The 12,207-nt window shown below is 63.5% G+C and carries 10 protein-coding genes; 8 read left to right on the plus strand and 2 right to left on the minus strand.

All coding sequences use genetic code 11. From position 1 onward, the window contains the following. Window positions 1–27: 27 nt before the first annotated feature. A complete protein-coding gene (locus QRN46_RS18925) occupies window positions 28–1,515 on the minus strand; it encodes a gamma-aminobutyraldehyde dehydrogenase (protein ID WP_221615104.1) in 1,488 nt (495 codons plus the stop codon). A 99-nt stretch (window positions 1,516–1,614) separates the two neighbouring features. After that, window positions 1,615–2,529 (minus strand): LysR family transcriptional regulator, encoded by a 915-nt coding sequence (locus QRN46_RS18930; RefSeq protein WP_065259672.1) that lies wholly within the window; start codon window positions 2,527–2,529, stop codon window positions 1,615–1,617. Between the two features lie 177 nt (window positions 2,530–2,706). On the opposite strand from QRN46_RS18930, the gene QRN46_RS18935 reads away from it, so the two are divergent. The 8 genes from QRN46_RS18935 (at window position 2,707) to QRN46_RS18970 (ending at window position 12,149) form a co-directional block, all read left to right on the plus strand. Continuing rightward, window positions 2,707–3,429, plus strand: a complete 723-nt coding sequence (locus QRN46_RS18935; protein ID WP_011332638.1) for a tellurite resistance TerB family protein — start codon at window positions 2,707–2,709, stop codon at window positions 3,427–3,429. A 259-nt stretch (window positions 3,430–3,688) separates the two neighbouring features. Further along, window positions 3,689–5,311 (plus strand): methyl-accepting chemotaxis protein, encoded by a 1,623-nt coding sequence (locus QRN46_RS18940; protein ID WP_011332639.1) that lies wholly within the window; start codon window positions 3,689–3,691, stop codon window positions 5,309–5,311. Beyond that, window positions 5,311–5,847: a chemotaxis protein CheW gene (locus QRN46_RS18945; protein WP_011332640.1), complete on the plus strand. Its 537-nt coding sequence runs from the start codon at window positions 5,311–5,313 to the stop codon at window positions 5,845–5,847. The genes QRN46_RS18940 and QRN46_RS18945 overlap by 1 nt, the downstream gene beginning before the upstream one ends. Continuing rightward, a complete protein-coding gene (locus QRN46_RS18950) occupies window positions 5,844–7,121 on the plus strand; it encodes a CheR family methyltransferase (RefSeq protein WP_011332641.1) in 1,278 nt (425 codons plus the stop codon). Before QRN46_RS18945 ends, QRN46_RS18950 begins: the two co-directional genes overlap by 4 nt. Beyond that, window positions 7,118–7,801: a chemotaxis protein CheW gene (locus tag QRN46_RS18955; RefSeq protein ID WP_011332642.1), complete on the plus strand. Its 684-nt coding sequence runs from the start codon at window positions 7,118–7,120 to the stop codon at window positions 7,799–7,801. The genes QRN46_RS18950 and QRN46_RS18955 overlap by 4 nt, the downstream gene beginning before the upstream one ends. After that, the gene (locus tag QRN46_RS18960) at window positions 7,798–10,092 is read left to right on the plus strand and encodes a hybrid sensor histidine kinase/response regulator (RefSeq protein WP_011332643.1); all 2,295 of its coding nucleotides are present in this window, start codon (window positions 7,798–7,800) and stop codon (window positions 10,090–10,092) included. Before QRN46_RS18955 ends, QRN46_RS18960 begins: the two co-directional genes overlap by 4 nt. Continuing rightward, window positions 10,089–11,099, plus strand: coding sequence for a chemotaxis response regulator protein-glutamate methylesterase (locus QRN46_RS18965; RefSeq protein ID WP_285356517.1), 1,011 nt, complete (start codon window positions 10,089–10,091; stop codon window positions 11,097–11,099). The genes QRN46_RS18960 and QRN46_RS18965 overlap by 4 nt, the downstream gene beginning before the upstream one ends. A gap of 48 nt (window positions 11,100–11,147) precedes the next feature. After that, window positions 11,148–12,149 (plus strand): response regulator, encoded by a 1,002-nt coding sequence (locus tag QRN46_RS18970; RefSeq protein WP_011332645.1) that lies wholly within the window; start codon window positions 11,148–11,150, stop codon window positions 12,147–12,149. Window positions 12,150–12,207 lie beyond the last annotated feature (58 nt).

Below are 12,207 nucleotides of genomic sequence, written 5' to 3' on the forward strand. Positions count from 1 at the left end.
GCCGTCAGCGGCTTGTTATTAGCGTAGTCAGAGATGCTGGCCGTGGCGGGCCATGATGTGCCGCACCACGCTGTAGTCCTGTAGCGAATCGCTGGATAAGTCTTTGCCGTAACCGGAGCGTTTCAACCCGCCGTGGGGCATTTCGCTGACCAGCATGAAATGGCTGTTGATCCAGGTGCAGCCGTACTGCAGGCGTGCGGCGACCTGCATCGCCTTGTCCAGGTTCTGGGTCCAGACCGACGAGGCGAGGCCGTATTCCGAGTCGTTGGCCCAGTCCACCGCTTGCGCCAGTTCGTCGAAGCGGGTCACGGTCACCACCGGGCCGAACACTTCGCGCTGGACGATTTCATCGCTCTGTTTGCAACCGGCCAGCAGGGTTGGCTGATAGAAGAACCCGGCGCCGGAATGCACCGCCGCGCCGGTCACCCGCTCGATGTGCGGCTGGCCGAGGGCGCGCTCGACGAAGCTGGCCACGCGGTCGCGCTGGCGCGTGCTGATCAGCGGGCCGATTTCGTTATCGGCATCGCGTTTGCCGGCGAAGCGCAGGCTACTGACCGCCGCGCCGAGTTCAGCCACCAGTTTGTCGTGAATCCCGGCCTGGGCGTAAATCCGGCAAGCCGCCGTGCAATCCTGCCCGGCGTTGTAATAGCCATAAGTGCGCACGCCTTCGACCACGGCTTTGAGATCCGCATCGTTGCACACGATCACCGGGGCCTTGCCGCCGAGTTCGAGGTGGGTGCGTTTAAGGGTTTTTGCGGCAGCCTGGAGGATTTTCTGGCCGGTGACGATATCGCCGGTCAGCGACACCATGCGCACTTTCGGATGCCCGACCAAGTGACTGCCAACCCCTTCGCCGCCACCGCAGACGATATTGATCACCCCGCGCGGCAGGATTTCGGCCAACGCCGGAGCCAGCGCCAGAATCGACAGCGGCGTGTGCTCGGAAGGCTTGAACACCAGCGTATTGCCGGCGGCGAGGGCCGGGGCGATCTTCCACGCGGCCATCATGATCGGGTAGTTCCACGGCGCAATCGAGGCGACGACGCCAATCGGATCGCGGCGCACCATGCTGGTGTAACCCGGCACGTATTCGCCGCTGAGCTGGCCGGTCTGGCAGCGCACGGCGCCGGCGAAGAAGCGGAACACATCGATGGTCGCGGTTAAATCGTCCTGCCGCGCCAGATGCAGCGGCTTACCGCAGTTCAGTGCTTCGAGGCGGGCGAGGTGGTCAGCGTGCTTTTCGACGGCGTTGGCGATTTCCAGCAGCAGGTTCGAACGTTGTTGCGGGGTGGTGCGCGACCACTCGGCAAAAGCGCGGTGGGCGGCGAGGATGGCGGCTTCGACTTGCTCGGTGCTGGCTTCGGCGATCTGGGTCAGGACTTCGCCGGTGGCCGGGTTGAGGATCGGTTCGACAAAACCCTGGCCGGCGACCAGTTCGCCGTCGATCAGCAACGCGGTATGCATGTGGGTCTGCGCGCCAGCCATTTTCCGTGATCTCTTTTCTTGTATGGCCATGTTGCTCCCTGTTCCGGGAGCCGACCGTCTTATCGATGCAGCAAGACTAGTGCGCGGCTCCGGGGTCGACAAATTCTAAATATTGAAGGTGGCATTCGATTAAATAGATGGCTTGCGTCCGCCGTGGGGCTGTTCGCGGGCCACGGTCAGGAAAGGATCGACCAGCGCGGGGCGCGCTGTGCCGCGACGCCAGGCCAGACCGACGTCGAGGGTCTGGCTGAGGTCGGCAATCGGCCGGGCTTCGATGATGTCGCCTTCCAGCGACCAAGGGCGGTAGGTCATGTCGGGCTGGATCGAAACGCCGAGACCCGCCGCGACCAGACTTCGTACGGCCTCGGTGGACGCAGTTCTGAGGGTGATCTTCGGCTGCAGTCCGGCCCCGCGCCACAGGCGTTGGGCGTTGCGATCCATCTCGTCGACGTTCAGCTGAATCAACGGCTCCCGGGCGACATCGGCGAGGTTGATGCTGTCGTGTTCCAGCAGCGGATGCTGGGCCGGTAGCCACAAACGGTGCGGCGAATGGGTCAGCACTTCGGTCTGCAAAGCGTGGCGGTCTTCGAGGTTGGACAGGATCAGCACACCGACATCGATCTCGCCGCTGACCAGCAAATGCTCGATGTACGGCCGCTCGTCCTCCATCACCCGGATCTCGACATTGGGATAGGCGCGCTGGAAACGGGTCAGCAAATCCGCCAGGTAATAACCGGCCACCAGACTGGTCACGCCGACGATCAGCTGCCCGGCGACCTGATCGGTGCTCTGTTGCAGGCTGCGTTTGGCGTTGTCTACGGTCGCCAGAATCAGGTGCGCCTGGCGCAGGAACTGGTGGCCCTGATGGGTCAGCGTCATGCCCTTGGCGTGGCGGTTGAACAGGCTGACACCGATCTCTTCCTCCAGTTGCTGGATGGCCAGGGTCAGGGTCGATTGGGAAATGAACGCGGTTTGCGCGGCGGCGGAGATCGAGCCGGTCTCGGCCACGGCGATGAAATGGCGGATCTGACGCAAGGTCATCATGGAAGGTTTACCCAGTGGGCGGTTTTTATAGATTGCCTCGAGTGTATATCTATTTTCGCGAAGGGCTGCTCTGAGCCAGGCAACATCTGGAAGCACACTCGCACCCAAATGACGGGCACTTTCGAACTAGGCTGAGGGCCTTATTGATCCGGATAACCCCCTGTTTGGAGACGGAACATGAACACCCGTGGATTGCTCGATCAACTCCTCAAGTCCGGCCAGGATCTGCTGCAGAACAAGGCGGGCGGGGCGCAGAACAAACCGGCGGCCGGCGGTTTGGGCGGCTTGCTGGGCGGATCTTCCAGTAACGGCGCACTCGGCGGCTTGCTGTCAGGCGCAGGCGGCGGTGCCCTGGCGGCTGGCGCCATGGGCCTGCTGCTGGGCAGTAAAAAGGCCCGCAAGGTTGGCGGTAAAGTCGCCCTCTACGGCGGCCTCGCCGCACTGGGCGTGATCGCCTACAAAGCCTACGGCAACTGGAACGCCCAGAAAGGCACTGCCCCACAAAGCGAACCGCAAACCCTCGATCGCCTGCCACCGGCGCAAGTCGAACAACACAGCCAGGCGATCCTCAAGGCCCTGGTCGCCGCCGCCAAGGCCGACGGCCACATCGACGACCGCGAACGCCAACTGATCGAAGGCGAGTTCACCAAGCTCGACAACGATCAGGAACTCAAACACTGGCTCCACGCCGAACTCAACAAACCCCTCGACCCCACCGACGTCGCCCGCGCGGCGAGTACGCCGGAGATGGCCGCCGAGATGTACGTGGCGAGCGTGATGCTGGTGGATGAGGAGAACTTCATGGAGAAGAGCTATCTGGATGAACTGGCGCGGCAGTTGAAGCTGGAGCCGGGGTTGAAGGTGGAGCTGGAGAAGCAGGTCCGTGTAGCTACCCAGTAAAACTGTTGTCAGCGATATCAGAACCCGCAATCCCGCACAGGATGGCGGGTTCTTTCGTTGCAGCAGCTGAAATGACCAATCCATCGCCCCTTTTTGCCATTGCGTCACTGGCACGCCGACCTCCGATTGCCGGAAAGTCCCAGTCCAGAGCCCATCGCGTTTCATGAGCGAAAGGCCAGAGCGCGGCAAACCGTCTTATAAATGAAACACCGCCCTCAGCTATACTCCCCCGCATTTCGACCCGCCCCGAGGACTGACTGTGAAGAACTGGACGTTGCGCCAACGCATTTTGGCGAGCTTTGCGGTGATTATCGCCATCATGCTGCTGATGGTGGTCGTCTCGTATTCGCGGCTGCTGAAGATCGAAGCCAGTGAAAACAGCGTCCGTGACGACGCGATTCCCGGCGTCTATTACAGCTCGATGATTCGTGGCGCGTGGGTCGACAGCTACCTGCAGACCCAGGAACTGCTGGGGCTCAAGGAAGGGCAGGGCATCAGCAGTGAAGACGCGGCCGATTACAAGGCTTTCGAATCTCGGCTTCAGGAACAGATGGCTAATTACCGTGGCACAGTGGTTACGGACGAGGACAAGCTCGAATTCGCGGCGTTCGAGAAGTATCACGATGCCTACCTGAAAATTCAGGATGCGGTGCTCGATCTGCACAAGCGAAATCTGGAAGCGGATGCGGTCAAGCTGTTCCACGAGCAACTGACTCCGACCTGGTACTCGGGCCGGATGAAGCTCAACGACATCATCAGCGAAAACAAGAGAGTCGCCGACCAGGCCATGGCCAACATCGACGAGGCCGTGGCGGCAGCCAAAGTCAGCATGTTTGTGTCGCTGGTGGTGGCGGTGCTGGCCGCCGGTTTCTGTGGTCTGTTGCTGATGCGCGCGATCATGGCGCCGATGAACCGCATCGTGCAGATCCTCGACATCATGCGCACCGGCGATCTGAGCAGCCGCTTGAATCTCGAGCGCAAGGACGAGTTCGGCGCCGTGGAAACCGGCTTCAACGACATGATGACCGAGCTCACCTCGCTGGTGTCCCAGGCCCAGCGCTCGTCGGTGCAGGTCACTACCTCGGTGACCGAGATCGCTGCGACCTCCAAGCAACAGCAAGCCACCGCCACCGAAACCGCTGCGACCACCACTGAAATCGGCGCGACGTCTCGCGAAATTGCGGCGACCTCCCGCGACCTCGTACGCACGATGACCGAAGTCTCCACCGCCGCCGATCAGGCCTCGGTGCTGGCCGGTTCCGGGCAACAAGGCCTGGCGCGGATGGAAGACACCATGCATTCGGTGATGGGCGCGGCGGATCTGGTGAACGCCAAACTGGCGATCCTCAACGAGAAGGCCGGCAACATCAATCAGGTGGTGGTGACCATCGTCAAGGTCGCCGACCAGACCAACCTGCTGTCCCTGAACGCTGCGATCGAAGCGGAGAAGGCCGGCGAATACGGTCGCGGTTTTGCGGTGGTCGCCACCGAAGTGCGGCGTCTGGCGGATCAGACCGCTGTTGCCACGTATGACATCGAACAGATGGTCCGCGAGATCCAGTCGGCGGTGTCCGCCGGGGTGATGGGCATGGACAAGTTCTCCGAGGAAGTACGGCGCGGCATGGCCGAAGTGCAGCAGGTCGGCGAGCAGCTGTCGCAGATCATCCATCAGGTGCAGGCGCTGGCGCCGCGGGTGTTGATGGTCAACGAAGGCATGCAGGCCCAGGCCACCGGCGCCGAACAGATCAACCATGCGCTGGTGCAACTGGGTGATGCCAGCAGCCAGACGGTCGAGTCGTTGCGTCAGGCCAGTTTCGCCATCGACGAACTGAGCCAGGTGGCCGTGGGCCTGCGCAGCGGCGTTTCGCGATTCAAAGTCTGATGAGCGAAATCACCGCCAAACGCAGCGCTGCACCGGTGGCGAAGCAGGCGTTGTTTCTGCTGTTTCGCATCGGCAGCGAACGCTACGCCCTGCGCGCCACGGAAGTAGCCGAAGTGCTGCCGCGCCTGCCGTTGAAGCCGATTGCCCGGGCGCCGCACTGGGTGGCGGGGGTGTTCGCCTATCGCGGCACGGTGGTGCCGGTGATCGACCTCAGTGCCCTGACCTTCGGCCATCCTGCGCAAGCGCGCACCAGCACGCGACTGGTGCTGGTGCATTACCGCGCGGAAGACTCGCAACCCGCGCAGTGGTTGGGACTGATCCTCGAACAGGCCACCGACACCCTGCGCTGCAACCCGGATGAGTTTCAGTCGTACGGCCTCGACAATCGTCAGGCACCGTACCTGGGCCCGGTGCGCGAAGACGCGCAAGGGCTGGTGCAGTGGGTACGGGTCAACGACTTGCTCGACGAGTCGGTGCGCACGCTGTTGTTCCCGACACCGCCGCTGGATCCGGCGCGGCTTGAGGAGCAGCCATGAGCAGCGACCAGCGCTTCTTCGACTTTCTCAAGGAACGCATCGGCCTCGACGTCGCTTCGGTCGGGCCGGCGATCATCGAGCGGGCCGTGCGCCAGCGCATCACCCTGTCGCAAACGGTGAATGCCGATGAGTACTGGCAGACCCTGCAAGGCTCGCGGGATGAACAGCAGGCGCTGATCGAAGCGGTGATCGTCCCCGAGACCTGGTTTTTCCGTTACCCGGAATCCTTCGCCACCCTGGGCAAACTGGCGCGCAAACGCCTGGGCGAATTGAACAACATGCGCGCGCTGCGCATCCTCAGCCTGCCGTGTTCCACCGGTGAAGAACCCTATTCGATTGCCATGGCGTTGCTCGATGCCGGTCTCAAGCCCCATCAGTTCAAGGTCGATGGCATGGACGTCAGCCCGTTGTCGGTGGACAAGGCGCGGCGGGCGCTGTACGGCAAGAACTCGTTTCGCGGCCAGGAGCTGGATTTTCGCGAGCGGCATTTTTCTGCCGAGAACGAAGGTTACCGGGTGAGTGAAAGCGTCCGCGAGCAGGTGCGCTTGCATGTTGGCAACGTGCTCGATCCGTCATTGCTGGTCAACGAGCCGCCGTTCGATTTCGTGTTCTGCCGCAACTTGCTGATCTATTTCGATCAGCCAACCCAGCAGCAGGTATTTGCCGTGCTCAAGCGCCTGACCCATGTCGATGGCGTGCTGTTTATCGGCCCGGCCGAAGGCAGCCTGCTCGGGCGGCTCGGCATGCGTTCGATCGGAATTCCGCAGTCGTTCGCCTTCAGTCGTCACAGCGAACCGCAGCCCGAACCGTTGCCGATGCCGACCGCTATTCCGCTGCCGTTGCCTGTGCGCCAGCCGCTGCGCAGCACGCCACCGACGCCGGTGCGCAACCGTCCGTTTGCTGGCGTGACGCCTTTGCCCGCGACGGCTAAAAGCACAAATCCCGACGCCACGACCTTGTTGGCCAACATCGCCGCCCTGGCCAACGAAGGCAAAAGCGCAGAGGCCCGGGCTGCGTGCGAACAGTATTTGCGCAGCCATGAGCCGGTGGCCCAGGTGTTTTACTGGCTCGGCCTGTTGAGCGATGTCGCCGGCAGCGCCCTCGAAGCCCAGGGCTTTTACCGCAAGGCGCTCTACCTCGAACCGCAACACCCCGAAGCCTTGATGCACTTGGCTGCGTTGCTGCAGGCCCAGGGCGACACGGCCGGCGCCAGACGATTGCAGGAGCGCGCCGCCCGCAGCGGCCGCACCGCCGACAGTGAGCGTAAACGATGATCCCGTCCGACACCTTGAACGTCACCCACGAAGACGCCCGGGCCATCGACGATTGCTGGAACCGCATCGGCATCCACGGCGACAAGTCCTGTCCGCTGCTGGATGAGCACATCCATTGCCGCAATTGCTCGGTGTATTCCGCCGCCGCCACGCGCCTGCTCGACCGCTATGCGTTGCAGCAGGACGAGCGCGATCCGGTGGCGATCCAGGTCGAGACCGAGCTGAAGACCCGTTCGCTGCTGATGTTCCGCCTCGGCGAAGAATGGCTCGGTCTGGCCACCCGCAGTCTGGTGGAGGTCGCGCCGTTGCAGGCGATTCACTCGCTGCCGCACCAGCGCTCCCGGGCCTTGCTCGGCGTGGCGAACGTGCGCGGTGCGCTGGTGGCGTGCCTGTCACTGGTCGAACTGCTCGATCTCGACAGCAGCGCAGCCCCGGCGACCGGCGCGCGGATCATGCCGCGCATGCTGATCATCGCGGCCCAGGGCGGGCCGGTGGTGGTGCCGGTTGACGAAGTCGACGGGATTCACGCCATCGACGAGCGAATCCTCGACGCCGCGTCACGTTCCGGCGCACAGGCCAGTGCCAAATACACCCGAGGCGTGTTGCCTTTCAAAGGTCGCAGCCTGCGTTGGCTGGATGAAGAACAGCTGTTGTCCGCCGTGTCCCGGAGCCTCACATGACCCCCGAGCAAATGCGCGACGCCTCCTTGCTCGAGCTGTTCAGCCTCGAAGCCGAAGCCCAGACCCAGGTGCTCAGCGCCGGGCTGCTGGCGCTGGAGCGCAATCCGACCCAGGCCGATCAGCTCGAATCGTGCATGCGCGCGGCGCACTCGTTGAAAGGCGCGGCGCGGATCGTCGGCATCGACAGCGGCGTCAGCGTCGCCCACGTGATGGAAGATTGCCTGGTCAGTGCGCAGGAGGGGCGGTTGTTCCTGCGTCCGGAGCATATCGACGCGTTGTTGCAGGGCACCGATTTGCTGATGCGCATCGCCACCCCGGCCAACGGCCCGCAACCGGCGGACATCGAGGCTTATGTGGCGTTGATGGGCGGTTTGCTCGACCCGGCGGCACCGGCCGTGGTGCCCGCCGCTCAGAGCGCACCGCCGATGGCCGAGTTTCAGCTTCAGCCACTGCCGGTGGTTGAGCCAGCGCCGGTTGAAGTCTCGGTCGAGGTGACCGAGCCGGAGCCCGCGCCGCGCAAGAGCAAACGCACCACTGAAGGTGGCGAGCGGGTGCTGCGGGTCACCGCCGAACGCCTGAACAGCCTGCTCGACCTGTCGAGCAAATCCCTGGTGGAAACCCAGCGCCTCAAGCCGCACCTGGCCACCATGCAGCGCCTCAAACGCATGCAGAACAACGGCCTGCGGGCGCTGGAAAGTCTTAACGTTCATCTCAAGGAACACGCCCTGAGCCTTGAAGCTCAAGAGGCGCTGGAAGACGCGCGACGTTTGCTCGCCGAATCCCAGCAGTTGCTGGCAGAGAAAAACGCCGAACTCGACGAGTTTGCCTGGCAGGCGAGTCAGCGTGCGCAAGTGCTCTATGACACCGCGCTGGCCTGCCGCATGCGGCCGTTCGCCGATGTGCTGTCGGGTCAGGTGCGGATGGTGCGCGACCTCGGCCGCAGCCTCGGCAAGCAGGTGCGGCTGGAGATCGAGGGCGAGAAGACTCAGGTCGACCGCGATGTACTGGAAAAACTCGAAGCACCGCTGACGCACCTGCTGCGCAACGCGGTCGATCACGGCATCGAAACCCCACAGGAACGCCTGCTCAAGGGCAAGCCCGAGGAAGGCCTGATCCGTCTGCGCGCCTCGCATCAGGCCGGTCTGCTGGTGCTGGAACTGAGCGACGACGGCAATGGTGTGGATCTGGAAAAAGTCCGCCGCAGCATCGTCGAACGCCAGTTGTCGCCCGCGGAAACCGCCGCCCAGTTGAGTGAAGAGGAACTGCTGACCTTCCTGTTTCTGCCGGGTTTCAGCCTGCGCGACAAGGTCACCGAAGTGTCTGGTCGTGGCGTCGGTCTCGATGCTGTTCAGCACATGGTCCGCCAGTTGCGCGGTGCGGTGGTGCTGGAGCAGACGGCGGGCGAGGGCAGCCGTTTCTATCTCGAAGTGCCGCTGACCCTGTCGGTGGTGCGCAGCCTGGTGGTGGAGGTCGGCGACGAGGCCTATGCCTTCCCGCTGGCGCACATCGAGCGCATGTGCGACCTGGCGCCGGAGGACATCGTGCAGGTCGAAGGGCGCCAGCATTTCTGGCACGAAGGCCGGCACGTCGGGCTGGTGGCGGCCAGTCAGTTGTTGCAACGCCCGGCCAGCCAGAACAGCGGCGAGACCCTGAAGGTCGTGGTAATCCGCGAGCGCGATGCGATCTACGGCGTGGCGGTCGAGCGCTTCATCGGCGAGCGCACGCTGGTGGTGCTGCCACTGGACGAACGGCTGGGCAAGGTGCAGGACATTTCCGCCGGGGCCTTGCTCGACGATGGCTCGGTGGTGCTGATCGTCGATGTTGAAGACATGCTGCGTTCGGTGGACAAACTGCTCAATACCGGGCGTCTGGAGCGCATTGCCCGCCACGGTAATCAGGCCGCGGAAGCCGCGCGCAAACGGATTCTGGTGGTCGACGACTCGCTGACCGTGCGCGAGCTGCAACGCAAGCTGCTGCTCAATCGCGGCTACGACGTGGCCGTTGCGGTGGACGGCATGGACGGCTGGAACGCCCTGCGCTCCGAGGACTTCGATCTGCTGATCACCGACATTGACATGCCGCGCATGGACGGCATCGAACTGGTCTCGCTGCTGCGCCGCGACAACCGTCTGCAATCGTTGCCGGTGATGGTGGTGTCTTACAAGGATCGCGAGGAAGATCGCCGCCGTGGACTGGACGCCGGCGCCGACTATTATCTGGCCAAGGCCAGTTTTCATGACGACGCCCTGCTCGACGCGGTGGTTGAGCTCATCGGAGGAGCGCGGGCATGAAGATCGCAATCGTCAACGACATGCCCCTGGCGGTGGAGGCCCTGCGCCGGGCGCTGGCTTTCGAGCCGGCGCATCAGGTGGTGTGGGTCGCCAGCAACGGCGCCGAAGCGGTGCGCCTGTGCGCGGAAAACACCCCGGACCTGATCCTGATGGACCTGATCATGCCGGTGATGGATGGCGTCGAGGCCACCCGCCGGATCATGGCCGAGAGCCCGTGCGCGATCGTCATCGTCACCGTGGACCGCCAGCAGAACGTGCACCGGGTGTTCGAAGCCATGGGCCACGGCGCGCTGGACGTGGTCGACACCCCGGCCATCGGCGGCGGCAATCCTCAGGAAGCGGCGGCGCCGCTGCTGCGCAAGATCCTGAACATCGGCTGGCTGATCGGCGAAAAAACCGCCCGCTCGCGCCCCGCACCTGCGGCACCGCGCAGTACCGCCTCGCGCCAGCGGCTGGTGGCGATCGGCTCTTCGGCCGGTGGTCCGGCGGCGCTGGAAGTCTTGCTCAAGGGCCTGCCGCGCGACTTTTCGGCGGCCATCGTGCTGGTGCAGCATGTTGATCAGGTGTTCGCCGCCGGCATGGCCGAATGGCTGGCCAGCGCCAGCGGTCTGGATGTGCGTCTGGCCCGCGAAGGCGAACCGCCGCAGGCCGGCGCGGTGTTGCTGGCCGGCACCAACCACCATATTCGTTTGCTCAAGAACGGCACGCTGGCCTACACCGCCGAGCCGGTCAACGAGATCTACCGCCCCTCGATCGACGTGTTTTTCGAAAGCGTCGCCAACTACTGGAATGGTGACGCAGTAGGGGTTTTATTGACAGGGATGGGACGCGACGGGGCTCAAGGGCTTAAGCTCATGCGTCAACAGGGCTATCTGACCATCGCGCAGGATCAGCAAAGCAGTGCGGTGTACGGCATGCCCAAGGCTGCCGCAGCCATCGACGCGGCCGTAGAAATCCGTCCACTGGAAAAGATAGCGCCACGATTGCTGGAGATATTCCCCAAATGAACGTGTTCCTCCGCATTCCTGGCCCCCGCAACACTCAGGTGACCGCCCATGAATGACTTACAGATCGATGACATCAAAACCGACGAGAACGCCGCCATGGTGTTGTTGGTGGACGATCAGGCGATGATCGGCGAAGCCGTGCGCCGTGGGCTGTCGAATGAAGAGAACATCGACTTCCATTTCTGCTCCGACCCGCATCTTGCCGTGGCCCACGCGGTGCGGATCAAACCCACCGTGATCCTGCAGGATCTGGTGATGCCCGGCCTCGACGGTCTGAGCCTGGTGCGCGAATACCGCAATCACCCGGCGACCAAGGACATTCCGATCATCGTCCTCTCGACCAAGGAAGACCCGCTGATCAAGAGCGCGGCGTTCTCCGCCGGGGCCAACGATTACCTGGTGAAACTGCCGGACAACATCGAACTGGTGGCGCGCATCCGCTATCACTCACGCTCCTACATGACGTTGCTGCAACGGGACGCGGCCTATCGCGCGTTGCGGGTCAGCCAGCAGCAATTGCTCGACACCAATCTGGTGTTGCAGCGCCTGATGAACTCCGACGGCCTGACCGGACTGTCCAACCGCCGGCATTTCGACGAATACCTGGAGCTGGAATGGCGCCGCTCGCTGCGTGACCAGAGCCAGTTGTCGCTGCTGATGATCGACGTCGATTACTTCAAGTCCTACAACGACACGTTCGGGCACGTCGAAGGCGACGAAGCGTTGCGCAAGGTTGCTACGGCGATTCGCGAAGCCAGTGCCCGGCCGTCCGACCTGCCGGCGCGTTATGGCGGCGAAGAGTTTGCGCTGGTGCTGCCCAACACCTCGCCGGGCGGGGCACGGCTGGTGGCGGAAAAGCTGCGCCAGACGGTCGCGGCGCTGAAGATTCCGCACAATGCCCCGGCCGAAGGATCGAGCCTGACCATCAGCATCGGCCTGGCGACCATGGTGCCGGAGTCGGGCAGCGACTGCCGGCTGCTGATCTCGGCGGCGGACCGCGGCCTGTACCTGGCCAAGAACAACGGGCGCAATCAGGTGGGGATCGAATGAACCATTGGGTTCATTCGCCTCAAGAGCCGCCAGACGGGCTGCCGTGACAGCTTGATTA

It is taken from the genome of Pseudomonas sp. lyk4-R2A-10, assembly GCF_030209075.1.
Lineage (GTDB): Bacteria > Pseudomonadota > Gammaproteobacteria > Pseudomonadales > Pseudomonadaceae > Aquipseudomonas > Aquipseudomonas glycinae.